The organism is Wolbachia endosymbiont of Tetranychus urticae, from assembly GCF_046529255.1.
GTDB lineage: Bacteria > Pseudomonadota > Alphaproteobacteria > Rickettsiales > Anaplasmataceae > Wolbachia.
Genome location: NZ_CP114181.1, coordinates 525,868 through 551,061, shown reverse-complemented (window position 1 = coordinate 551,061; position 25,194 = coordinate 525,868). Strand labels below are relative to the sequence as shown.

Annotated in this window: 19 protein-coding genes and 9 pseudogenes; 17 read left to right on the top strand and 11 right to left on the bottom strand. The window is 34.0% G+C overall.

The window, feature by feature from the left end; translation table 11 throughout:
• The 4 genes from O1Q06_RS03060 to O1Q06_RS03045 all read left to right on the top strand — a co-directional run bounded on the left by O1Q06_RS03060 (nt 1) and on the right by O1Q06_RS03045 (nt 3,610).
• The gene (locus tag O1Q06_RS03060) at nt 1–291 is read left to right on the top strand and encodes a twin-arginine translocase TatA/TatE family subunit (RefSeq protein ID WP_007302915.1); all 291 of its coding nucleotides are present in this window, start codon (nt 1–3) and stop codon (nt 289–291) included.
• Complete coding sequence (locus tag O1Q06_RS03055; RefSeq protein ID WP_007302914.1) at nt 263–1,639, top strand: PleD family two-component system response regulator; 1,377 nt, start codon at nt 263–265, stop codon at nt 1,637–1,639. The genes O1Q06_RS03060 and O1Q06_RS03055 overlap by 29 nt, the downstream gene beginning before the upstream one ends.
• 72 nt (nt 1,640–1,711) lie before the next feature.
• On the top strand, nt 1,712–2,035 hold the full coding sequence (locus O1Q06_RS03050; RefSeq protein ID WP_410542978.1) for an IS630 transposase-related protein: 324 nt from the start codon (nt 1,712–1,714) through the stop codon (nt 2,033–2,035).
• Between the two features lie 120 nt (nt 2,036–2,155).
• Nucleotides 2,156–3,610 (top strand): IS4 family transposase, encoded by a 1,455-nt coding sequence (locus O1Q06_RS03045; RefSeq protein ID WP_410542832.1) that lies wholly within the window; start codon nt 2,156–2,158, stop codon nt 3,608–3,610.
• A gap of 286 nt (nt 3,611–3,896) precedes the next feature.
• Here the strand turns inward: O1Q06_RS03045 and O1Q06_RS03040 are convergent.
• Nucleotides 3,897–4,765 (bottom strand): annotated as a pseudogene (locus tag O1Q06_RS03040) (IS982 family transposase).
• Nucleotides 4,766–4,851: 86 nt separating this feature from the next.
• A pseudogene (locus O1Q06_RS03035) lies at nt 4,852–5,833 on the bottom strand (IS481 family transposase).
• A gap of 350 nt (nt 5,834–6,183) precedes the next feature.
• Between O1Q06_RS03035 and O1Q06_RS03030 the strand changes: the two are divergent.
• Nucleotides 6,184–6,627 carry a hypothetical protein gene (locus O1Q06_RS03030; protein WP_410542977.1) on the top strand — a complete coding sequence of 148 codons (444 nt, stop codon included), beginning with the start codon at nt 6,184–6,186 and terminating at the stop codon, nt 6,625–6,627.
• Between the two features lie 138 nt (nt 6,628–6,765).
• Nucleotides 6,766–7,512: a hypothetical protein gene (locus O1Q06_RS03025; protein ID WP_410542976.1), complete on the top strand. Its 747-nt coding sequence runs from the start codon at nt 6,766–6,768 to the stop codon at nt 7,510–7,512.
• Between the two features lie 267 nt (nt 7,513–7,779).
• Here O1Q06_RS03025 and O1Q06_RS03020 read toward each other — a convergent pair.
• Nucleotides 7,780–7,973 (bottom strand): annotated as a pseudogene (locus O1Q06_RS03020) (IS4 family transposase); the annotation flags it as partial.
• Nucleotides 7,974–8,078: 105 nt separating this feature from the next.
• Between O1Q06_RS03020 and O1Q06_RS03015 the strand changes: the two are divergent.
• From O1Q06_RS03015 to O1Q06_RS02990, 6 genes and pseudogenes are all read left to right on the top strand, one after another.
• Complete coding sequence (locus O1Q06_RS03015; RefSeq protein ID WP_410542829.1) at nt 8,079–8,234, top strand: IS630 transposase-related protein; 156 nt, start codon at nt 8,079–8,081, stop codon at nt 8,232–8,234.
• A 14-nt stretch (nt 8,235–8,248) separates the two neighbouring features.
• Nucleotides 8,249–8,437: pseudogene (locus tag O1Q06_RS03010) on the top strand (IS630 transposase-related protein); the annotation flags it as partial.
• Nucleotides 8,438–8,493: 56 nt separating this feature from the next.
• Complete coding sequence (locus O1Q06_RS03005; RefSeq protein WP_410542535.1) at nt 8,494–8,751, top strand: hypothetical protein; 258 nt, start codon at nt 8,494–8,496, stop codon at nt 8,749–8,751.
• Between the two features lie 109 nt (nt 8,752–8,860).
• Nucleotides 8,861–9,541, top strand: a complete 681-nt coding sequence (locus O1Q06_RS03000; RefSeq protein WP_410542975.1) for a DDE-type integrase/transposase/recombinase — start codon at nt 8,861–8,863, stop codon at nt 9,539–9,541.
• A 135-nt stretch (nt 9,542–9,676) separates the two neighbouring features.
• Complete coding sequence (locus O1Q06_RS02995; protein WP_410542661.1) at nt 9,677–10,546, top strand: IS982 family transposase; 870 nt, start codon at nt 9,677–9,679, stop codon at nt 10,544–10,546.
• Between the two features lie 45 nt (nt 10,547–10,591).
• Nucleotides 10,592–10,816: an integrase core domain-containing protein gene (locus O1Q06_RS02990; protein ID WP_410542974.1), complete on the top strand. Its 225-nt coding sequence runs from the start codon at nt 10,592–10,594 to the stop codon at nt 10,814–10,816.
• A 49-nt stretch (nt 10,817–10,865) separates the two neighbouring features.
• On the opposite strand, the gene O1Q06_RS02985 is transcribed toward O1Q06_RS02990, so the two are convergent.
• The 5 genes and pseudogenes from O1Q06_RS02985 to O1Q06_RS02965 form a co-directional block, all read right to left on the bottom strand.
• Nucleotides 10,866–11,120 (bottom strand): hypothetical protein, encoded by a 255-nt coding sequence (locus O1Q06_RS02985; protein ID WP_410542536.1) that lies wholly within the window; start codon nt 11,118–11,120, stop codon nt 10,866–10,868.
• 24 nt (nt 11,121–11,144) lie between these two features.
• A pseudogene (locus tag O1Q06_RS02980) lies at nt 11,145–12,013 on the bottom strand (IS982 family transposase).
• Between the two features lie 166 nt (nt 12,014–12,179).
• Nucleotides 12,180–13,568, bottom strand: a complete 1,389-nt coding sequence (fumC, locus tag O1Q06_RS02975; RefSeq protein ID WP_410542973.1) for a class II fumarate hydratase — start codon at nt 13,566–13,568, stop codon at nt 12,180–12,182.
• 191 nt (nt 13,569–13,759) lie between these two features.
• Nucleotides 13,760–14,101, bottom strand: a complete 342-nt coding sequence (locus tag O1Q06_RS02970) for a hypothetical protein (protein ID WP_410542972.1) — start codon at nt 14,099–14,101, stop codon at nt 13,760–13,762.
• A 1-nt stretch (nt 14,102) separates the two neighbouring features.
• Nucleotides 14,103–14,663, bottom strand: a complete 561-nt coding sequence (locus O1Q06_RS02965; protein WP_410542971.1) for an ankyrin repeat domain-containing protein — start codon at nt 14,661–14,663, stop codon at nt 14,103–14,105.
• Nucleotides 14,664–14,826: 163 nt separating this feature from the next.
• Between O1Q06_RS02965 and O1Q06_RS02960 the strand changes: the two are divergent.
• Nucleotides 14,827–15,828: pseudogene (locus O1Q06_RS02960) on the top strand (IS630-like element ISWpi10 family transposase).
• Between the two features lie 60 nt (nt 15,829–15,888).
• On the opposite strand, the pseudogene O1Q06_RS02955 reads toward O1Q06_RS02960, so the two are convergent.
• Nucleotides 15,889–16,125: pseudogene (locus O1Q06_RS02955) on the bottom strand (transposase); the annotation flags it as partial.
• Nucleotides 16,126–16,205: 80 nt separating this feature from the next.
• Here O1Q06_RS02955 and O1Q06_RS02950 point away from each other — a divergent pair.
• Nucleotides 16,206–17,211, top strand: a protein-coding gene (locus O1Q06_RS02950) for an IS630 family transposase (protein WP_410542743.1) whose coding sequence is annotated in 2 segments (ribosomal slippage) — nt 16,206–16,667 and nt 16,669–17,211 — 1,005 coding nt in all. Because the reading frame shifts where the segments join, the coding sequence is not laid out codon by codon here.
• A 7-nt stretch (nt 17,212–17,218) separates the two neighbouring features.
• Here O1Q06_RS02950 and O1Q06_RS02945 read toward each other — a convergent pair.
• A pseudogene (locus O1Q06_RS02945) lies at nt 17,219–17,862 on the bottom strand (IS982 family transposase); the annotation flags it as partial.
• 87 nt (nt 17,863–17,949) lie between these two features.
• Here O1Q06_RS02945 and O1Q06_RS02940 point away from each other — a divergent pair.
• A pseudogene (locus O1Q06_RS02940) lies at nt 17,950–18,641 on the top strand (IS630 family transposase); the annotation flags it as partial.
• Nucleotides 18,642–18,689: 48 nt separating this feature from the next.
• Nucleotides 18,690–22,208, top strand: a complete 3,519-nt coding sequence (locus O1Q06_RS02935; RefSeq protein WP_410542970.1) for a latrotoxin-related protein — start codon at nt 18,690–18,692, stop codon at nt 22,206–22,208.
• 5 nt (nt 22,209–22,213) lie between these two features.
• Here O1Q06_RS02935 and O1Q06_RS02930 read toward each other — a convergent pair whose 3' ends face one another.
• Nucleotides 22,214–23,149 (bottom strand): Rpn family recombination-promoting nuclease/putative transposase, encoded by a 936-nt coding sequence (locus tag O1Q06_RS02930; protein WP_410542969.1) that lies wholly within the window; start codon nt 23,147–23,149, stop codon nt 22,214–22,216.
• A gap of 239 nt (nt 23,150–23,388) precedes the next feature.
• On the opposite strand from O1Q06_RS02930, the gene mutL reads away from it, so the two are divergent.
• A complete protein-coding gene (gene mutL / locus O1Q06_RS02925; RefSeq protein WP_410542968.1) occupies nt 23,389–25,170 on the top strand; it encodes a DNA mismatch repair endonuclease MutL in 1,782 nt (593 codons plus the stop codon).
• The last annotated feature ends 24 nt before the right edge of the window (nt 25,171–25,194 follow it).

Genomic DNA, 25,194 nt, shown 5'->3' with positions numbered 1-25,194 from the left:
ATGTTTAATATAGGTCTTTCAGAAATTTTAGTTGTAGCTTTAGTGAGTATAATTGTTTTTGATAAAAGTAAAGTACCTGTATTTCTTAATCTTATTAAAAATATATATAGGTATTTCTGGGTTGTAAAATCAAGAGTTAGGAAATTGTTGAAGGATACCGGAATTAAAGAATTATATGAAGGGCATAACGTTGAAAAAGTCAATTACATAATTGGTGAAGATGGTAAGCTTTATCCTACTTACAATGTAGATAGTACAAAAAATGACAGCAAAAATCCTAGTAGTAGATGATATACCATCTAATGTTAAGCTTTTGGAGGCTCAGCTAAAAGCAGAGTACTATACAGTTATTGTAGCTTATGATGGCGAGGAGGCGATAGATTTAGTAGCGGAACAGCAGCCAGATATTATCTTACTTGATGTCATGATGCCAAAAATGAGTGGTTTTGAGGTTTGTAAGAAGCTAAAGAATGATCCCTTAACGACTTATATTCCAATCATTATGGTAACTGCGCTGCATGACACTCATGATAGAGTGGAAGGAATTAATGCTGGTGCGGATGACTTTCTAACTAAGCCGATAGATGAAACTGCTTTATCTGCAAGAATTAAGTCTCTTGTGCGCTTAAAGATGATAATAGATGAGTTGTGCTTGAGAGGAGAAACTAATGCTGAGATTGGTGGAGTAGCAGAAAGCAGTATTATGGATTATTCTAATCAGATTTTTGATGCTAACATACTTGTTGTAGATGAGGACACCTTTCAAGCAGAGCAGATACACAATGTTCTAAAGCAACGCTTCAGATCAATTAAAATACTGCACGATCCAAAAGAAGCATTAAAGGTTGGTATTAAGGATAATTACGACCTGATTATTTCTGACATGCAGTTTTCAAAAACTGACGGCCTACGGTTGTGTTCTAAGTTTCGTAGTAAAGTAGAAACACGTTATACACCAATTCTGATCCTTTCTGAAGATTATGATAAAAGCAATTTAGTAAAGGCACTTGATGTAGGTGCTAATGATTATTTAACAGTACCTTTAGATGAGAGTGAATTAATAGCTAGGGTTAATTTGCAAGTGAAACGCAAAAGGTATCAAGATGCCTTGAGAATGAATTTATTTAATAATGTAGAAATGTCTATAAAGGATCCATTAACTAACTGTTATAATAGAAGATATTTTGATGCACACTTAAGAAATATTGTTAAGGATTCTGTGGAAAAAGATAGAAGTTTATCTCTTATGATACTTGATATAGATTATTTTAAGATGGTGAATGATAACTTTGGGCATAATGCTGGAGATGAACTTTTAAAGGAAATACAGAAAAGAATTTCTGAAAATATCAGAGTGACAGATTTATTAGCTAGGTTTGGTGGTGAGGAATTTGTTGTTGTAATGCCAGATACCAATGTATCAGATGCGTATACTATTGCAGAGAGAATAAGGAAAATTATTGCCAAAGAACCTTTTATACTTGTGGGTAAAAATACAACCCATAATGTAACTGTGAGCATTGGAATTTCAGCAATGCAAAGATCTGACCTTGATGATGTTAAAAAATTTATAGTACGTGCTGACAAATATTTATATAAAGCAAAAAACAGTGGTAGAAATAGAGTGGTTACTGGTTGAAGTTCTTTCAAATAAGTAGTATAGTATTTCCTAAAGTAAATGATAAAGGTATAATAAAGTATTTGAGTTATAATGGCATATGGTGTGGATTTAAGGGAAAAGGCAGTATTGATGATAGAAAAAGGGAAGGCAAAGGTTGAGATAGCAGAGCTCATGGAGATAGGAATAGCAACGCTGTACCGCTGGTTAAAAAAGAAAGCTGCTGGTGAAAGCCTAAAGCCATCTAAAAACGGTAGCTTTATTCGAAAAATAGACCCAAAAATACTCGAAGAATATGTTACAAAGAATCCAGATCATACTCTGGCAGAGATGAAACAAAATCTTGGATTTGGAATAAATTCAATTTGGTATAGACTAAAACAGCTAAAAATTACTTTAAAAAAAAGTCACAAATAGAGTCTTTTGGCTGTCATGTGCTGTATCTTCCAACATATTCACCAGATTCAAATCTCACTTTTACCCACAAGTATAAAAAGCAAGTAAGATAGAGAAAAATATACTTAAGATGAGGTAAAAATGTGTGAAGTAAATAGAAATGTACAATGTGCTGATGGCTTAGGAGATAAATGGCTAGAAAAAGAGTTGAGACATGTTAATCTGGGAGATGTAAGACTTAATACAAGACTTATTAAAACAAGCTATTTAATAGAGAATAAGGCGTCTGGGTCAATTAGTCAAAGCTGTGTAGGATGGAAAGAAGCTAAAGGTGCATACAGATTATTTAGCAATGAGAAGCTTGAAGCTAGGGAAATTTATTCTTCCCATTATAAAGAAACTATGGAAAGGATAAAAGGAAATGAGCTGGTATTTTCAGTTCAAGATACAAGTTATTTGGATTTTGACTCTCATATAAAGACTAAGGGTCTAGGTAGTATTTCTAAAGCCTATACAAAATATAAAAAGGGTTTGTTATTGCACAGTAACTTAATGGTTAACAAAGACGGATTACCTTTAGGGCTATCTTCTCAACAGTGTTGGGCACGTTCTATCAGGGAAGAAACAGCCCAAGAAAAAGCAAACAGGAAATACCGTACTGCTATAAAGGAGAAAGAAAGCTATAAGTGGATAGCGGCACTAAAAGAAACCCTAAATAACCTCGCAGAAGGTGTACAGCTTGTTACTATTGGTGATAGGGAAGCAGATATTTTTAAGTTTTTATGGACTGTTGAATCATTGGACAGTTTTTATGTAATCCGCAACCGAACTAATAGGAAATTCATCTGTATTGAAGGGGGAAAAACGGATTTGCAAACACGTATAACTCAACTGCCTGTAAAAAAGGAAATTGTCTTGAATGTTGCTGAAAATAAATACCAGATCTCAAGAAAAGCTAACATTGAAGTCAGGTATATGAAAGGCTATATACCTATCAGATCTCCTTACATTTATGGATCGAAAGATACAGAGCATAAAATAAGTGATAAAATCGCTATATATGTAGTAAGTGCCAAAGAAACAAATCCTCCTGAAAGAGTAGAAGCTATTGATTGGACTTTGCTGACTAATGTACCAGTTAATAGCACTTTAGATGCTATAGAAAGGATAAATTGGTATAAGCTAAGATGGAAAATCGAGGAGTATTTTAGGATTTTAAAATCAGGATGTAAGGTAGAAAGCTCTCGTTTAGCTACAAAAGAAAGATTAGAGAAATTAATCGCTATAAAGAGCATTATTGCATTTAATATTTTATATTTAACAAAAATCGCTTTATCGAATCCTATGGAGGTTTGTACTAAGGTTTTAAGTAATGAAGAGTGGAAAACCCTTTACATACGTGAGCATAAAGTAGCCAAATTGCCAGAAGAACCTCCAAACATAAAACAAGCTATTATTTGGTTAGGAAAATTAGGTGGATTTATGAATAGAAAAAGTGATAATTTACCAGGAACTATGACTCTATGGCGTGGTTATGAAAACCTCAGGGAAAGCATGGTTATGCTTCGCATAATGACCTCTCAAAGTTGTGGGTAAAAGTGAGATTTGAATCCCATAGAACACTGTTGGCATACCATCAAAAGCCGCCTCAGACCTCTAATGTATAAATGTACAGACTTACAACTTTTGGTTGGTAATACCATAATGGAAATTTATTATTCATTTCAGAAAATACTATACCACCAGTAAAACGAAACATATCATATTTTTCTGGAGATAACAATTTAATATGGTTATTATCGAACTGAAAGCGACATATTACTAATCCAAGATCTCCGCCAGTTCTCTGAAATTTTTGATAACTTTGAACGCTAATTCTGGATTAAGGAAGGAAGAAAGTATAGGAAATGGAAGGCTTTTTGGATTTCAAGGAATAGGAAATGAGAGTAGAAAAGATGTGAACCAAGAAATTAACGGGAGATCTATGGCGAGTATGTTCAATTTCAAGTCTATTTTTGAGGTAGCCAAAAATCGTCTCAATGATCGACCTTTTTCTCAGCAAAATCTTTTCATGTAGTGAAATTAATGTGTTTTTCATCCCCTTTTTCACCTTGGTAACAAGTTTCAAACCGCGGTTAAACAACTCTTGGAAAAGCTCTTTTTTAATATAGCCTTTATCACCAAACAAAAGACCGGTTAATTTCTTAGTTAGGTTTGCTACAGGCTCTCTATCGTCAACATTACCTCTTGTAAGCGTAAAAGCTTGAATTTCACCTTTCTCGTTAATTATCAAATGTAGTTTAAAGCCGAAAAACCAGCCATATGTACTCTTGCTTAATTTTGCAATTCCAGCAAAAACCTTATTTCTTGATATTCTTTTTGCATGGCAAACTGCAATAGGAGTTGTATCTATGTATGAGATTCCAGTAAGTTCTGACCATCCGCAAAGGCACTGTAATAGCATGGCTAAATGCCACAAAACCCTGGGCTTTAGAGCAACAAACCTAGTGTATGAAGGCAACTTCGAAAACTCTGATTTGTAGAGCAATGTTAGGTAATGCAGGTAGAAAGCCTTAAAATTTTCACAGGGAGATTGCTGATACAGGAGGATTATTGTGATAATTTCCGAATGTGTAATTTCTGGCACTCTTGTGGGTTTTTACCGTTTGGCAGTAGTTTATCTGCAAAATTTTTCTCTATATCTCTGCAAAAATCATCGACCAGACAAAACAGTTTTGTTATATCTTCCATGGGTAACCTCATCTATTTTTTTCTATTTGTTGAGTTTACCCTACTCTCCTGACTTTTCTATTCTCTTTTTAATCCAGAATTAGCGTTTAAGAGGTTTTGTATTTTTGAAGTGACTTTAACTCTTGGTTATGTTTGTAATTTTGCATGACAAATGTTTCTTTTGATGAAGTATAATTTTTTTGTATTTCACTTAGACAAGGAATTGTTTTTTTCCAGTTCTTTATATTTTTCCCAAGGAGTCTTTCCCTGAAGAAAGCTATGAGGACGTTGTTTATTATAATATTCTTCCCAATCCCTAAGCTTGACTTGCAATTCATAATCCTTAATGTTAACGCTACTATAAAATTCATCTAAATCTGTACGCTGCGCTCTTTCTACTTTACCATTTCAATGTGGGGAAAACGGCTTAATTGGACGGAATTTTATTTTCCATTCTTTTAGACACTCTTGCACTTCGTAAGTAAAAAATTCTTGTCCTCTATCGGTTTGAATCCTTTGACAATGAAATGGAGCCCTTTCCCTTAATTGTTTTAAGAAATCCAGAGTATTTTTTGAAGTACGCCTTGAGTATAATGCGATAACTTTATAACGCGTACAATCATCTATAGCAGTATATTGATAAAGCCCCGAGGATATTTTGCAAACATCCATTTGTACACGCTCTCCTGGCACTTTGCAGTTATAACGCTTAATCTGCTTGCGATAGTGGCGTTTAATACGTAAAAGACTTACATCGTGTTTCTTCAAAATTTTGTGTATAGTAGCCAATGCAAAAGAGATATCATGTAAACGCTTCAATTCAGCTTGAATACGTCTTGCTCCTAATTTTCTAGCTTTTCTCAGATGAAGAATGAGCTGCTCATTTGACTCGTTGATTTTTTGTAAGGGTAAAGTTTTAGGCCTGCTACTAAGGTTTGACAATCCCTGTGCACCTAGCTTTTCATAACGTTTGTACCATTTTCGTAAGGTAAAGCGTGAAATGTTATAGTGTTGACACACTTTACCTGCATGACCTAATTTTTTGTATAATTCTATCCAATTCAAACGCAACTTAACTTTGGTATCCATTTACTGATTGCCTCTTGTTGATGAATTTATTCATATTGTTGTAATAAGGTATTTAAACTATCACAAGTCAAAGTTTTTATTTTATCTTACATTTTTGCTGTAATAACCTCTATGAATCACACAGCTTATTATTGTTTTTTTCCACTATTATCTGCACTGAAGTATAATTTTTAAATTTTAATATATTAAAAATAGATTAAAAACCTAACATTACAGAATCTAGACAAAAGGAAAGAATATTGAAAATAAAGTACTCTAATATAATACATTTTAAGAAGAATATGAAAAATAAGATTACACTATACATTATACTATTTGAATTACTGACAATATTAATAACTATATTACATATGGGAATCTTAATAGGATTGGGAGCTAGTATAGGAACTCTTACAGGTTATATTCTCAGTTTTACCAGCATGTCGTTCATTAAAGGCGGAGTTATTGCTTCTGTGTCAATGTTATTGTCATCTGCCATAACTGATACATTGAGATACTACAACAAAAATGATTATTTAGACATTATTGTACCTGATATTAACTCTACAATTAAAATTAGTTTTGGCATTAAATCATCTGTAAGTAGTCTAATAAAAGTGAGTGCTGCGTTTACAATTGGAGCATGTTTAGTGTCTTCTAACTTTGTATCACCTACAGCTATAGGTGCTTTAACTGCAACAGTGTTTTCTATTATTTATGTTGCTTTACTGCAGGTTAACAAATCAAAGCAACCAGATAGTTCTGTAAGTGAAATAGAGATTTCAAACAGTAGTATTACTGATATAAAGCCCTAAAGTATAATAAATAAAACTACTTGTATTGAAAAATTTATAATAGTTTAGGGCTTAGCGGCAATAATGTTATTTTTTTGAATCAGTGTCATTTACTATATCTTAAATAAGACAGTGTACCAATTATGGGAAAAAGTAATTATGACAATATACAGTAAAATTACAAACAAGTTTTTTGTAAGAAACAATCTCAAAAAAGCAGAGAAGGTTGAAGATTTGAGGGTAATAGACGGAATAACAGAAGAAACAGTTGATGTTTTTTATATAAATCAAAACAAAGCGGAAGTAGCAAAAGGCACAGATGGAATATTAGATCATATTAGTTATCAAAGAGAACAGTCAGCACAAAGGCAGTTGGATAAATTATTGGAAGTATTATATAAGTTGATAAGAGAACTTGATGAAGACCTTAATAAGTTAGAGAATAAAACTATAATACAGGTTGAATTAGAGCAAGCTGATTCTCAACCCGCAAAATTACCGAAGATAGACAGTATGATGGAAAAAAGTGAACAAACAGATAATGATACAAATAACATAAAAGGAAGAAAAGCCAAAGAAACAAATTTTAATTCTGAACCTGTCGGATCTCCTAATAAGTTAAAAAATATTAAAACAGTTGATCCACAAAATAATTATAGTCCAAAAAGTAAAAAAGACAGTGTTTCATCAAATAAAAAAGTATGTTTGTTTACTATTGTAGTGGCTTCTGTGTTAACAACTATTATTATAGCAGTTTATTATTCGACATTAGCAGCAGCAATAGCTTTACTTGGTTGTGTGTGGCTAGTATATAATAATATGTTTCAAAAAACAAATGGCCCTAATTCTACATTAGAGGAACCAAGAGAAGAAAAGGCACCCATTCATGTAATGGAATCAATTTAAGACTCCATAGAAATTAATATAAAAAATAGCAAAATACAGGGTAGCACAACAACACCACTAACAGCTAAAGGTACGGGAGTGTTAAATAAATCATACGCGTCAAGTTAAAGCAAATTTGGGGAAGTTAAGGTAGATACTCTAGTTTTTCTATACCTGTCTTTCAGAGAAAATTGTGACCAATCTGTGGTAAGTTTTTTTAGGTAAACTCTCAAGTTATTAATTTTTTATGTATCCGTTCAGGCAATGGCGTCAACTTAAGAGCCTCAATTAGCAAACTCTCCTAAAGACATGGTGGCGTTTAGGCTTATCCACTTTATCGCGTCTATCTGGCCGGATTTTAACTTTGGCGCGTATACTTAAAAATGGCCTGAAAGTTTTTTGGTTCCAATAAGTACTTGATAGAGTTTTTGCCTCATTACATCAAATAAAACTGAAAAATTTAAACGATACTCAGCAATTTTTTGCAGCAATAATTCCACTATTTTTATTTTGCGATATCATTTTTATCTGTAATATAGTATTTCCTAAAGTAAATGATAAAGGTATAATAAAGTATTTGAGTTATAATGGCATATAGTGTGGATTTAAGGGAAAAGGCAGTATTGATGATAGAAAAAGGGAAGACAAAGGTTGAGATAGCAGAGCTCATGGAGATAGGAATAGCAACGCTGTACCGCTGGTTAAAAAAGAAAGCTGCTGGTGAAAGCCTAATGAAAGCCTAAAGCCATCTAAAAACGGTAGCTTTATTCGAAAAATAGACCCAAAAATACTCGAAGAATATGTTACAAAGAATCCAGATCATACTCTGGCAGAGATGAAACAAAATCTTGGATTTGGAATAAATTCAATTTGGTATAGACTAAAACAGGTAAAAATTACTTTAAAAAAAAGTCACACTATATCAAGAGCGCAATCAAGAAGATAGGCAGCAATTTATTGATAAAATCTCAAAAATAGATCATTCCAGCATCTTATATATAGATGAAGCAGGAGTTGATAATAAGTTATACCGAGAATATGGACGTGCTCCAAGAGGAAAGAAAATTTATGCAGATATTCCAGCGAGAGAGAATCGGTATAGTAGCCGGGTGGATTGGAATGAGATTTATTGCACCAATGACTTTCAAAGGTGGGTGTGACAAAGAGGTATTCAATATATGGTTGGAGAAACCTAAATTGCCACTTGGCACAACCATAGTTATGGATAATGCTACATTTCATAAGATGTGTGATTCATAGAGGTTATTACAGCAAAAATGTAAGATAAAATAAAAACTTTGACTTGTGATAGTTTAAATACCTTATTACAACAATATGAATAAATTCATCAACAAGAGGCAATCAGTAAATGGATACCAAAGTTAAGTTGCGTTTGAATTGGATAGAATTATACAAAAAATTAGGTCATGCAGGTAAAGTGTGTCAACACTATAACATTTCACGCTTTACCTTACGAAAATGGTACAAACGTTATGAAAAGCTAGGTGCACAGGGATTGTCAAACCTTAGTAGCAGGCCTAAAACTTTACCCTTACAAAAAATCAACGAGTCAAATGAGCAGCTCATTCTTCATCTGAGAAAAGCTAGAAAATTAGGAGCAAGACGTATTCAAGCTGAATTGAAGCGTTTACATGATATCTCTTTTGCATTGGCTACTATACACAAAATTTTGAAGAAACACGATGTAAGTCTTTTACGTATTAAACGCCACTATCGCAAGCAGATTAAGCGTTATAACTGCAAAGTGCCAGGAGAGCGTGTACAAATGGATGTTTGCAAAATATCCTCGGGGCTTTATCAATATACTGCTATAGATGATTGTACGCGTTATAAAGTTATCGCATTATACTCAAGGCGTACTTCAAAAAATACTCTGGATTTCTTAAAACAATTAAGGGAAAGGGCTCCATTTCATTGTCAAAGGATTCAAACCGATAGAGGACAAGAATTTTTTACTTACGAAGTGCAAGAGTGTCTAAAAGAATGGAAAATAAAATTCCGTCCAATTAAGCCGTTTTCCCCACATTGAAATGGTAAAGTAGAAAGAGCGCAGCGTACAGATTTAGATGAATTTTATAACGCTAATTCTGGATTAAAAAGAGAATAGAAAAGTCAGGAGAGTAGGGTAAACTCAACAAATAGAAAAAAATAGATGAGGTTACCCATGGAAGATATAACAAAACTGTTTTGTCTGGTCGATGATTTTTGCAGAGATATAGAGAAAAATTTTGCAGATAAACTACTGCCAAACGGTAAAAAACCCACAAGAGTGCCAGAAATTACACATTCGGAAATTATCACAATAATCCTCCTGTATCAGCAATCTCCCTGTGAAAATTTTAAGGCTTTCTACCTGCATTACCTAACATTGCTCTACAAATCAGAGTTTTCGAAGTTGCCTTCATACACTAGGTTTGTTGCTCTAAAGTCCAGGGTTTTGTGGCATTTAGCCATGCTATTACAGTGCCTTTGCGGATGGTCAGAACTTACTGGAATCTCATACATAGATACAACTCCTATTGCAGTTTGCCATGCAAAAAGAATATCAAGAAATAAGGTTTTTGCTGGAATTGCAAAATTAAGCAAGAGTACATATGGCTGGTTTTTCGGCTTTAAACTACATTTGATAATTAACGAGAAAGGTGAAATTCAAGCTTTTACGCTTACAAGAGGTAATGTTGACGATAGAGAGCCTGTAGCAAACCTAACTAAGAAATTAACCGGTCTTTTGTTTGGTGATAAAGGCTATATTAAAAAAGAGCTTTTCCAAGAGTTGTTTAACCGCGGTTTGAAACTTGTTACCAAGGTGAAAAAGGGGATGAAAAACGCATTAATTTCACTACATGAAAAGATTTTGCTGAGAAAAAGGTCGATCATTGAGACGATTTTTGGCTACCTCAAAAATAGACTTGAAATTGAACATACTCGCCATAGATCTCCCGTTAATTTCTTGGTTCACATCTTTTCTACTCTTATTTCCTATTCCTTGAAATCCAAAAAGCCTTCCATTTCCTATACTTTCTTCCTTCCTTAATCCAGAATTAGCGTTTATAGTAGCGTTAACATTAAGGATTATGAATTGCAAGTCAAGCTTAGGGATTGGGAAGAATATTATAATAAACAACGTCCTCATAGCTCTCTTCAGGGAAAGACTCCTTGGGAAAAATATAAAGAACTGGAAAAAACAATTCCTTGTCTAAGTGAAATACAAAAAAATTATACTTCATCAAAAGAAACGTTTGTCATGCAAAATTACAAACATGACCAAGAGTTAAAATCACTTCAAAAATACAAAACCTCTTAACAGGTATTTCAAGTTCAGACTTGATCTGACAAATTAGTTGCAATAACCTCTATGAATCACACATCTGAAATGTAGCATTATCCATAACTATGGTTGTGCCAAGTGGCAATTTAGGTTTCTCCAACCATATATTGAATACCTCTTTGTCACACCCACCTTTGAAAGTCATTGGTGCAATAAATCTCATTCCAATCCACCCGGCTACTATACTGATTCTCTCTCGCTGGAATATCTGCATAAATTTTCTTTCCTCTTGGAGCACGTCCATATTCTCGGTATAACTTATTATCAACTCCTGCTTCATCTATATATAAACGCTAATTCTGGATTAAGGAAGGAAGAAAGTATAGGAAATGGAAGGCTTTTTGGATTTCAAGGAATAGGAAATGAGAGTAGAAAAGATGTGAACCAAGAAATTAACGGGAGATCTATGGTGAGTATGTTCAATTTCAAGTCTATTTTTGAGGTAGCCAAAAATCGTCTCAATGATCGACCTTTTTCTCAGCAAAATCTTTTCATGTAGTGAAATTAATGTGTTTTTCATCCCCTTTTTCACCTTGGTAACAAGTTTCAAACCGCGGTTAAACAACTCTTGGAAAAGCTCTTTTTTAATATAGCCTTTATCACCAAACAAAAGACCGGTTAATTTCTTAGTTAGGTTTGCTACAGGCTCTCTATCGTCAACATTACCTCTTGTAAGCGTAAAAGCTTGAATTTCACCTTTCTCGTTAATTATCAAATGTAGTTTAAAGCCGAAAAACCAGCCATATGTACTCTTGCTTAATTTTGCAATTCCAGCAAAAACCTTATTTCTTGATATTCTTTTTGCATGGCAAACTGCAATAGGAGTTGTATCTATGTATGAGATTCCAGTAAGTTCTGACCATCCGCAAAGGCACTGTAATAGCATGGCTAAATGCCACAAAACCCTGGGCTTTAGAGCAACAAACCTAGTGTATGAAGGCAACTTCGAAAACTCTGATTTGTAGAGCAATGTTAGGTAATGCAGGTAGAAAGCCTTAAAATTTTCACAGGGAGATTGCTGATACAGGAGGATTATTGTGATAATTTCCGAATGTGTAATTTCTGGCACTCTTGTGGGTTTTTACCGTTTGGCAGTAGTTTATCTGCAAAATTTTTCTCTATATCTCTGCAAAAATCATCGACCAGACAAAACAGTTTTGTTATATCTTCCATGGGTAACCTCATCTATTTTTTTCTATTTGTTGAGTTTACCCTACTCTCCTGACTTTTCTATTCTCTTTTTAATCCAGAATTAGCGTTAGAAGAGGTATATGTAGAGCAACCAGCAAAGTCCATACATATTACCACAATTAACTAGGGACAAAAAAAAGGTGGTAGATTAACCTACCATCTCCTCTGGTTTCACTATCCTTTCAAACTCCTCCTCAGTGAGCAGTTGAAGTTTTGCTGCTGCTTCTTTTAGAGTGATATTTTCTTTATAAGCAAGCTTCGCTATTTTTGCTGCATTGTCATATCCTATATGCGTATTTAATATGGTAACTAGCATTAACGACTGATTTAGTAAATCCTTTATTCTTTCTTCGTTTGCTTTAATATCAACTACGCATTTCTCTGCAAAATTTAAACTTGCATCAGCTAAAAGTCTTATAGACTGCAAAACATTGTAAATTATCACCGGCTTAAACACGTTCAATTCAAAGTGACCATTTGAGCCACCAATTGTCACGGCAACATGATTTCCCATAACTTGAGCACATACCATAGTCACTGCTTCGCATTGAGTTGGATTCACCTTACCCGGCATGATTGAAGAGCCAGGCTCATTTTCTGGTAACATTATTTCTCCAATCCCGCATCTTGGACCAGAACCAAGTAGCCTTATATCATTTGCAATTTTCATCAAGCTTACTGCTACTGTATTGAGTGCTCCACTGAGCTCAACTAAAGCATCATTTGCTGCTAGTGCTTCAAACTTATTTTTTGCTGAAATAAATGGAAAATTAGTGATTTTTGCCACTTCTTTAGCAAAATCCTCAGCAAAACCCTTTTTAGTATTGATTCCCGTGCCAACCGCGGTACCACCTTGTGCAAGTTCATATACATTGCTTAGAGTTGAATTTACTCTCTCTATTCCCTTTTTAATCTGAACTGCATAGCCAGAAAATTCCTGCCCAAGTGTTAGAGGAGTTGCATCTTGCAGATGAGTACGCCCTACTTTTATTATATCTTTAAATTCATGAACCTTATTATTTAGCGCTTTATATAATTCTTCAAGATTGGGAATAAGCAAGCGGTCTATTTGTTCTGCTACTGCTATATGCATTGCTGTTGGAAAAGTGTCATTTGATGACTGACCACAGTTTACATGATCATTTGGATGCACTGGAGACTTACTACCTAAATCACCGCCCAAAATTTCTATTGCACGATTGCTGATCACTTCATTCATATTCATATTGGTCTGCGTTCCAGAACCGGTTTGCCAAACAACAAGCGGAAATTGATTATTAAATTTACCGTCTATTACCTCCTGTGCCGCTGTGCAGATTGCATCCCCTACTCTATTATCTATGCTACCCTGTTTCATGTTAACACGTGCTGCTGCAAGTTTTACTATTGCTAGCGCTTTAATCAGGGGCTCTGGCATTTTCTCTGTACCAATTTTGAAATTTTCCAAAGAACGCTGAGTCTGAGCTCCCCAGTAACGTTCACTTGGTACTTTTACTTCTCCTAAGCTATCTGATTCTATCCTAATTTTTTTATCCATATTTCCTCCTTCTAGTGCTTGACGTTACCTACATATATGAATTAATTAAATCAAATTGTATTTCAGTGTCAAGCTTCACACTTTTAGTGAAGACCTTAGAAAACTTTCAAGCCATATCTTTTGCTTCTATTATTTTTTAATTGTTATTAAGGCAATCATGCAACCTTAAGCAATAAACCTACTTTCACTCTCTATAAGGCTATTCTACTTAGAGCTTGAATAGTGAAAACATCTTTAAGCGCAGAAGCTATACCTGTGTTTGCTTTCTCTTTTTTTACTTCTACAACTGTATAACCAAAAATTGCACCTAACGCTAGACTAATGGTAGCTGATGCTGCACAAACTGCAATCGCTGCTCCCGCAGAACATGATATTGTCATACCTGCAACATAACCTATTGCACCACTCACGCCAATGCAGACGTATTTCTTCCGCAGTTCTTTTTGTATGTAACCTTTCAGATATTCTTTTACATCTAAATGCCCGTTTCTAGTAGCATAATTCAGAGCAGTGTTTTCATAGCCATCTTTCACATTAACATTTGTCTATCAGGTACTTTACTACCTCTAAATAGCCACTTCCAGCAGCCCACATTAGAGCAGTTCTTCCATAGTGATCTGTTGAATTAATATCTTCTTTCTGTTTTTCTATCAGGTATCTTACTGTTTCTAATTGACCATTTTTGGCAGCTGAAAATAATCCTGCATGATTGTTAATCATTTGTGCAAATGATAATGTTTTTAGTTTAGGGGGTTGTAACTCTTGAGTATTAAAGTTTAATTGTGCTGGAACAATTTCTACTTCAAGCTCTACATGTTCTCTTGTGAAACGATCGAGTAGCCTTTTTACCTGATCAATTGTTTGAATTCTTACCTTATAATACCGCGATAAAGAATTGATTATTTCCCTGTTGTTAAGAAAAAATATCACTAATTCTATTTTACCTGTTAAATCTTTAGCATAGATTGAGTATTCTATATTTAATCTATCTTGTGAAATATTTCGTATTGTCTCACTCTCTGTCCAAATTCTTACCTGTTCATTAATTCTCTTACTTACAAGAAAATTATATAATTCACTATCTTCTTCCTTCATTTTATTGAGCTCATCCTTACAGTCATACCAATAAGATGATAACTCTGGTATACAAGTAGGAAGAGGCAAGCGAGGTATTGATACCAATTCCCACTATGCAAAGAACAGATAGACAATAATGGGAAAGAAGTGATACTAGAGTAGATAAAATAGAGAGGTATAAATGGCATTAAGGTCAAAACTGTTAGACGAAAAAGTTGTAAATTTGGCGAAAGAAATGTTAAAAAAGGTCAGAAATAACGCATATGTTTCAAAAAAGTTACAAGCGGTGATAGCAGGAAAAGAAAGTAGTATAAGCGCTGTGGCAAGAATATGTAAAATTTCAAGGACTGCTTTGACTGAATGGATAAAGCATCTAAAATTTGGTAGAGTAGAAAAATTATTTTCCCCTTCTCAGCGGCGAAGAAAAAGCAAATTAAACAAAAATCAACGTGAGCAAATTGAAATATGGGTAGAAAGAAATCCAAATATTACTATTAAGGAAGTGCAAATAAAAATCTCAGAGGAATTTGGCCTAAACATTAGCAAATCAACAGTGCATCGTGAGATACAAAGGATGAAGTTTTCTTATATAACACCGAGGCCAATTCACCATAAACAAGATAAAAACAAGCAAGAAGAGTTTAAAAAATACTTCAATAAAATAGTCAATTCCCACCCTGAAAAGGAGGTATTTTTTTGATGAATCACGATTTGGAACTCATTCAAAAATCGGACACGGATGGTTTAAAAAAGGGGTCAGAACGCAGGTTAAATGAAAATTGGTAGACAAAATTTCTATATCTACAGTGCGGTAAATCCAAGAAGTGGTAAGAAAATTAGCCTACTTGCTCCATATGTAAACACTGATTGTATGAATATATTTCTGGAGCAGATGTCGAAAGATTTAGGCACGAAAAAAGCCTTTCTTGTAATGGATTGTGCAGGCTGGCATAGATCAAAAAGTTTGAAAATTCAGAAAAACATTACCATTATATACTTGCCTCCTTATTCACCAGAACTGAATCCTGTTGAGAGGTTGTGGCAATATATCAAACACAATACTTTACGCAACAGAGTCTACGATACCATAGGCTTACTTGAAGATGTTCTGTGTAATTTTATTGTCAGTATTTCCAGTGCTACTATTAAACGAGTTTGTAATGTTTCTTATTTGTTCGATTAGTAATGGAATTTGGTATAACACGAAGAATCCTCCTTGTACATTTGGAACGCTAATTCTGGATTAAGGAAGGAAGAAAGTATAGGAAATGGAAGGCTTTTTGGATTTCAAGGAATAGGAAATGAGAGTAGAAAAGATGTGAACCAAGAAATTAACGGGAGATCTATGGTGAGTATGTTCAATTTCAAGTCTACTTTTGAGGTAGCCAAAAATCGTCTCAATGATCGACCTTTTTCTCAGCAAAATCTTTTCATGTAGTGAAATTAATGTGTTTTTCATCCCCTTTTTCACCTTGGTAATACCAATTCCCGCTATACAAGCAACGAATAGAAAATAATGGAAAAAAGCCATACTGAAGTAAGTAAAATAGCGAGGTTTAGATGGCATTAAGATCAAAATTATTGGATGAAAAAGTGGTGAAATCAGCAAAAGAGATGCTGAAGAGAGTAAGAAATAATGCGTATGTTGCAAAAAAACTAAATGCTGTAATTGCAGCAAAAAAGCACAGTATAACAGCTGTAGCAAAAATATGTTGCATTTCGAGAAAGGCAATTACTACATGGATAAAGCACATAAAATTTGGAAGAGAAGAAAAATTATTTGCTCCACCTCAACGCCGTAGAAAAACTATATTGAACCAAAGTCAACTTGAACGAATTGAGTTGTGGATAGAGGAAAACCCCAATATTACTATTAGAGAAATGAGAATAAGAATCCAAGAAAGATTTGGTTTGAATATCAGAAAATCCGCAATACATCGTAATATGCAAAGAATGAAATTCTCATATATCACACCAAGACCAGTTCATAGTGGACAAGATAAAAACAAGCAAGAGGAGTTTAAAAAAAAACCTCAATGAAACTATTGTCATGCATTCTGAAAAAGAGCTATTTTTCTTCGATGAATCACGGTTTGGTACACATTCGAAAGTTGGACATGGGTGGTTTAAAAAAGGCAGTAGGACACAGGTTAAGGTAAAATTAGGTAGGGAAAATTTTTATCTCTATAGTACAGTTAATCCCAGAAATGGAGAGAATTTTAGCTTATTTGCACCAAACGTCAACACTGATTGTATAAATATATTCCTTGAACAGATGTCGCAATATTTAGGAATACGAAAGGCTTTTCTCTTGATGGATTGCGCTAGTTGGCATAAGTCAAAAAATTTAAAGGCACCTAAAAATATCGAAATTATATACCTACCACCATACTCACCTGAACTCAATCCTGTTGAGAGGTTTTGGTTATATATAAAACAGAACATTTTACGCAATAAAATCTACGATACAATTGTTCTGCTTGAATGCGCTTTGTGTAAATTTATTACCTCTCTTTCCCCTTCCACGGTTAAACAACTCTGCTATGCTTCTTATTTGGTTCATTAATAATGAGAATTGGTATAACAAGTTTCAAACCGCGGTTAAACAACTCTTGGAAAAGCTCTTTTTTAATATAGCCTTTATCACCAAACAAAAGACCGGTTAATTTCTTAGTTAGGTTTGCTACAGGCTCTCTATCGTCAACATTACCTCTTGTAAGCGTAAAAGCTTGAATTTCACCTTTCTCGTTAATTATCAAATGTAGTTTAAAGCCGAAAAACCAGCCATATGTACTCTTGCTTAATTTTGCAATTCCAGCAAAAACCTTATTTCTTGATATTCTTTTTGCATGGCAAACTGCAATAGGAGTTGTATCTATGTATGAGATTCCAGTAAGTTCTGACCATCCGCAAAGGCACTGTAATAGCATGGCTAAATGCCACAAAACCCTGGGCTTTAGAGCAACAAACCTAGTGTATGAAGGCAACTTCGAAAACTCTGATTTGTAGAGCAATGTTAGGTAATGCAGGTAGAAAGCCTTAAAATTTTCACAGGGAGATTGCTGATACAGGAGGATTATTGTGATAATTTCCGAATGTGTAATTTCTGGCACTCTTGTGGGTTTTTACCGTTTGGCAGTAGTTTATCTGCAAAATTTTTCTCTATATCTCTGCAAAAATCATCGACCAGACAAAACAGTTTTGTTATATCTTCCATGGGTAACCTCATCTATTTTTTTCTATTTGTTGAGTTTACCCTACTCTCCTGACTTTTCTATTCTCTTTTTAATCCAGAATTAGCGTTATTAGAGAAATGAGAATAAGAATCCAAGAAAGATTTGGTTTGAATATCAGCAAATCCGCAATACATCGTAATATGCAAAGAATGAAATTCTCATATATCACACCAAGACCAGTTCATAGTGGACAAGATAAAAACAAGCAAGAGGAGTTTAAAAAAAACCTCAATGAAACTATTGTCATGCATTCTGAAAAAGAGCTATTTTTCTTCGATGAATCACGGTTTGGTACACATTCAAAAGTTGGACATGGGTGGTTTAAAAAAGGCAGTAGGACACAGGTTAAGGTAAAATTAGGTAGGGAAAATTTTATCTCTATAGTGCAGTTAATCCCAGAAATGGAGAGAATTTTAGCTTATTTGCACCAAACGTCAACACTGATTGTATAAATATATTCCTTGAACAGATGTTGCAATATTTAGGAATACGAAAGGCTTTTCTCTTGATGGATTGCGCTAGTTGGCATAAGTCAAAAAATTTAAAGGCACCTAAAAATATCGAAATTATATACCTACCACCATACTCACCTGAACTCAATCCTGTTGAGAGGTTTTGGTTATATATAAAACAGAACATTTTACGCAATAAAATCTACAATACAATTGTTCTGCTTGAATGCGCTTTGTGTAAATTTATTACCTCTCTTTCCCCTTCCACGGTTAAACAACTCTGCTATGCTTCTTATTTGGTTCATTAATAATGAGAATTGGTATTAGCAAACAAACTAATCAGCAATCAAAGGGTAATGAGTCATCTTGATAGAATAGGAAAAGTATCGGGAGCTGCTATGCAAGGCATGATGGCTAAGAATATTTTAGCTGATGCTGTTAATGGTGATTATCAAGGTCTAGCTATCAATCTAGGGTTTACTGCTCTACCATCTGGAGTTAAAGCTGCAGAAAATGCTGCTCTTGAAGGTTTAAACGCAGCTTCGCAGGCCTCATATGCTCGAGGATTTAAACTAGCTCCACTTGTAGAGTCATCTCTTGCTCAGTCCTTCAAATTATCATCTTCTTTCCTTGCTCGTGGTACATCAGGTTTTATTGCATATGATTTATATAATGAGGTAAAAGAGTATAAAAAAGGTAACAAAGATGCTCTTGTTGGTGTTGTAGGAGATAGCGTCTATTTAGGAGTTGATGCTGCGGAACTTGGTATAGAAGTTGCTGAAGGGTTCGGAATATTAGAGGGAGTTTCATCAGTTACAGGTCCTATAGGTGCTACAATTGGTGCTGTTGTGTTTGTTGGTACTGATATTTATCAAGCTGTAAAAAAAGTAGAAAACATTGATAGACTAGTACATCTAACAGAAAAGGAAAGGTTTATTGAAGGAATACGTGCATTTTTGCATGTGAGCCCTGAGCCTTATATAGAAGAATTGCTTCGTGAACAATTATTTGCCAGCCAATATATCTATAAAGCTGTTGATTACTTAAAGCATCATACTGATGTTAGAAAGTATGTTTTCCCGACTATGAAATCAGAAAGAAATTGTCAGTTTGTAAAAACACTTGCGTACCCATGTACTGCAATTTCGGACTCATGCGGCTTAACGTACCTACCAAAATGCGTGACTAAATATATAACATCAGGAAGTCATACAGCTGCATTTTTACATAAGATGTCGGATATCAGATCAAGTAGGGCAATTCCTGAAAGGGTACATGGTGGAGAATTATTTTGTTTACCCACTGCTTTTCCTATGTTTAAAGGTGATTATCCTGCTTCAAGCGAGGATGCCTATATCTGTGAAAACGCAATTGGGTTAGAGTATCCTTATGATAGGACAGCAAACTATACATATATCTCCCTAGGTACTGGTTATGATAAGATAATCGGTTTTCCACATGATAATCATGTGGTTGTTCTTGAGGACGGAGAGAAAATTGTTCGTCTAAATACAGGAGATGATACTATTATTTTAAAAGGTGACAAAATTACAGGTAGTATTGCTGGAGGTTCTGGTATCAACACTTTAGATCTGAGAGATTTTTCTAAGCAAAAGCATATATTAATCGATCAAAATATATATATTACTGGTGAATATGGGACAAAATTAGAACTCTATAAAATACATAACTTTCTATTAAGAGAAGATATTATTGATTCCCTAGTGATCAATGATTGTGAAACTAGATATATAGATGGTAGAGGAGGAAGGAATGAGGAGAACATGGACGATATTATTGTATATAAGAGTAGCAATAGTTGTTCACATGATATCAAGTTTGTTATCAGGACTTATACGAAAATTACCAACTATTCTCAAGGTGATTTCACCTATATGGTGCCCTTTGCAACAAGTAAAGGCAAAGCTTTCATTAACCTAAAACAAGTTCCAGGTACACACACATTTGTATTTAACTACACTCTATATGATATAGATAGCATTTATGTTGAAGACACTACTGTAAAATTTAACTTTAAAACTGATGCTGGTGACAGAAAAGTTACTCCAGAATTAACAAGAATAAATCTAGGTAACCACAACTATAAATCAGAGGGCACTACTTTTAGTATAACAATACATGGTCATAATTCCCCAATATATCACTTAGGGGACAATTCTGAGATAAGAATAATAAAGGGAGAACTATTTTTGTTACAAAACAGCAACAAATCAGTTGATGAAATAATTAATAGTTACTCTAGAGTAGCGAATAATTTGAAAATGTCTATCTTTGTCCACTCATTACTAAACAACGAATCTATTGTAGTTGGGCATGGAAAACATGATGTTATAGAGAATAATCCTAAGTACAAGAGTCATCTAGTTGGTAACGGTGGTGAGAACATATTTGTGGTTACATCTGATAAACTACCTATACCAGAAATAGTACTTTATGATCTTGATCAAGAAAATAAAATAGACACTCTAGATTTACGTCAAGTAAGAAAACAAGTAGAAAGTGATTTAAATGTAAAGCTTAAAGCAAGAATTATTACAAGTGACAAAGATTTAATAATATGGCTCTTTTATGAAAAAGATCACGAAGTATCAAAAGGTACCATAGTAGAAGGTACTGTAGTACAAGTAAGATTAAAGAATGGTCTATTAACAAATTGGTATGAAAGACTACATGTAATTATGAATCACGTACCAATGAAAATAGAGGAATTTAAGTTAAGACCACTACCTTTAGTATTCGATAATAACGAGGAAATAATTAGAATAGCAGCGGAAGATGTAGATAAAAATAATAAGATCATTATATCACAGAAAATTGAAGATTATACTTTCAGTAAATTAGAAAACGATCTAATAATGACCTTTAATAACAATGCAAGTTTGATACTCAGTGAATTTTATAAAAACAAAGAAATGGAAACACTAACTATTAGATTTGCAAATAAAGAAGTAACAATAAAGGATGAGTTAAATAATGTAAGAAGTTTTGATGATTTAAAAGAAGAGTATAGAAACAATACTGCTAATATTATCAATAGTTTCAACAATTCTACTGAGGCAACTGAGGCAAGTAATTCGACTGAGACAAGTGTGAAATCCTTCATAAGGAATAGAAGAAATATAGAAAGTAATGTAAAAAGTGCAGCTAATAGACCAACTTCATTTATAAATACTATAGCAAGTACTTTCACTAATGCTGTAATAGGTACTTTACAAGGTATTACTCAATTTATTTCAGCTAGAACTTCTGCATCAGGGTATTCAACTCAATGTCATATAGATGATAAGCCTAGTAATTATAAAAGCTCTTTTAATGGATATAAACCTGAGAGTTCAATATCACAAGTTAATGTACAAACGGATATAAATAGTACAATACTATTACTTGACTTACTGATTAGAAGGGTTACAGGTCAAAAATATAATTCTACAGCAGAGCAGTCTATATCTCCACCAGAAGCACAGGGCTATGCACTCAATATTACAAATAGATTTGAGAAAGTGCTAAATAAAACTGCTATTAAGTCAGGAATATCACTGACAAACCTAAACTTAGATCCTGTGGCAGTGCAATCAGCTATAGTTAGAAGAATAATAAATGGAAGACTTTCTGAAATAGCAAAAACCCTATATTCATTTGCAAAAGAAGCATGTCCAGAATTCAAACAAACTGATAAGTTTCTAGTTCACTTAAGAAGTCAATTAGAAGGGGAAAAAGTGCTACAACAGAAAGTAGAAAAGCCTTACAAAGACTTGAGTCAGGAAGTTTCAAGTAAAGTAGAGTTATCTAAAAAGCCTGATACATTCTTAAATGGAACATCAGTAGTTAAAGGAATAAGCAGAGGGATAAATTGAGGGAGCTATGAGGTCTTTTCTGCCTGTAACTGTTTGATCTCATCGAAAGAAAGACCTGTAGTTTGCGATACAACGTCAATAGAGATGCCAGCTTTAAGTAAATTTTTTGCAACTTCAATTCTACCTTTTTCTCCACCGATTAGGATACCTTCTTCTCTACCTTCTTGTCTACCTCTTTCTTGGCCGATTTGAGTACCTTTTTCAGTAGCATCATCAAGTTTTTGAGCAAGGACAGCCTGTTCATCACGAATACGCTTGATCTCTTGTTCATAGGCAATAAATTCTTTTTCTGACCAGTTGAACCTATTGAGTTCTTCATATGCTCTTTTAATTATTAGATCACTTCCTATTATTCTTTCTAACTCTTCTTCACTAGTTTCATCTGCATATCTAAAAAAGTAGACCCATTTTTCAACTATACTTGAAAGCTGATCTTCTTTGGTTTTTGGAAATTTAGGCAGCTCAATAAATACAAAATAAAAATCTTTTAGATCATGTTCATTAGTATCTTCATCCCGAATGGTGTGTTTTGATTTATACTCAGCCTTATCCGGAAATAGTATACAATCTGCTATAGCAATAAAGATAATTTCCTTAAGGTCATGGTATTGATCACCTTTATCCGCTTGTCTTGAGTAAGCTTTAGCTGCGTAGTATTGGGCACGTTTTTCAAAGCCTTTGGTTTTAGCGACCTGCATCTCAATTATCCATTGCACTCCTGTAGAATCTCTACATAGCACATCAACAATACTTTGCTTTTTAGATGCAATATCAGGATCTTGAATAGTACTTAAAAACTCTATATCCTGTATTGCATTTTTGCCAGTAAAGCTCAAAATATCATTTAGAAAGTGAATGAGGATATCTTTATTCTTTTCAGTACCAAAGATACGCCGAAACGCAACATCATTTTTTGGATCGAGAAACTTAGAAAGAGCCATGAGAAAGTAAGATAAAAAGCATTAATAATTATACACAATTCTGAAGAAATATTCAACTAAAATTCAAACATGTTAGTCAGAAAATGATCTACTCAGAAGGACTAGCATTTTAGGCTTTATAGGGTTTCTATACATCTTTATTACAATTATTTCTGTTTTGAAATTAGTGAAGATGCCTAATAGAGATTGATTTTTATTAACATTAAAGCTATATCTTCATCAGACTGAGAGTTGGAAATATGGCAATAATTCTTTTAGACACAAAAACTATAAATCGTATAGCAGCAGGAGAGGTAATAGAGAGGCCAGCAAGTGTAGTAAAGGAATTAGTAGAAAATGCAATAGATGCTAGAAGTTCAGAAATAGAGATCAAAATAGAAAGTGGTGGGCGCAACCTTATAACTGTGACAGATAATGGAAATGGAATAGAAAAAGAAGATTTGGAACTTGCGTTTATGCGCCACGCTACTTCAAAATTAAGCGATAGTGAGTTAATAGAAATCAAGCATCTTGGATTTAGGGGAGAAGCTTTGCCTTCAATTGCAGCAGTAAGTAGAATGAAATTATCATCTAAGGCAAATGGAGCAGATGAAGCATGGTCTATAAGTTATGAGGGAGGAGAAAAAGTAGGAGAAGTTATCCTTTGTTCTCTGTTGGAAGGTACGTATATTGAAGTTCGTGACTTATTTTTTGCGACTCCAAATAGACTAAAATTTCTAAAAACCGAAAGGGCAGAAACACAAGCTATAGTTGATATTGTAAATAACTTAGCAATGATTAACTATAGTATTGGGTTTACTCTCACTTCCGGTAATAAAAAGCTCTTAAAATATATTAAGCAAACTTCATTATTTAACAGACTATGTGAAATAGAAGAAGAATTTCAGAGCAATTCGCTGGAAGTTAAAGAGGAAGAAGACGGCATCAAACTTACGGGACACATCTGTAAACCAACTATTAGTCGTGGCAACTCAACTCAGATCTATACGTTTGTTAATGGAAGGCCAATAAAAGACAATCTACTTGTTGGTGCAATTCGATACGCATATCAAGATTTAATTCCAGTTGGGAGGTATCCTTTTGCAGCGCTGCACTTAGAGATACCATACGATCAAGTAGATGTAAATGTGCATCCAAATAAATCAGAGGTAAGATTTCAGAACAAGAGGCTAGTATATGAAATAGTGAGAAGAGGAATAATAAAAGCATTATCGACTAGGTTCGCAGCAAGTGATGTTGAGTCTCAAAGTATTGAGGAGTTTGATAGCCAAGAGCCGGTTAATAGTAAAGAGAAAAAAAATCAAAAAGAGTTTTATGAAAAGAGGCCAAGTCTTTTAGAAAATCGTCTAATGCAAGAATTCAATTCACCAGATGAAAGAAGGCAAAGCTTACCAAAAACGTTTAAATATGGAGAATCTCCACCCCAAAAGGGAACGATGGTTTTAGAAAGGAAGCAAATTGATTTGGTAGAGGATCATCCTCTAGGATATGCACGTTGTCAGGTCCACAATACTTACATTATTGCTGAGGCTGGAGATAGGCTGATTATAGTAGATCAACATGCAGCCTATGAGAGGTTGATATACGAGTGCTTAACAAGCATAAAAAGACAAAAACTTCTCATTCCTGAAATAGTTGAGATTAAAAACCAAGCAGGGATGGAGATGGTTAAAACTTATAAAGATGGGCTTTTTAAAATGGGTTTTGGTATTGAAATAGAATCAGAAGATAAAATAATTGTGAAAGAAATACCTGCAATCTTGGGAACAATAGATATAAAAGAGATGCTAGTTGATATAGTAGATAAGTTAACGGAAATGGAAGATACGTTGCCAATAGAGGATAAGGTGAATAAAATATCAGCCACAATCGCTTGCCATGGAGCAGGAAGAAAAATGAAATTGGAAGAGATGAATGAGATACTAAGACAAATTGAGAAAACTCCATATTCTGGTCATGAAAGACCAACTTATATAGAAATGAAACTAAGTGATATAGAAAAATTGTTTGAAAGGAGATGAGTTCAGTTTGTCAAAAAGGTTCCC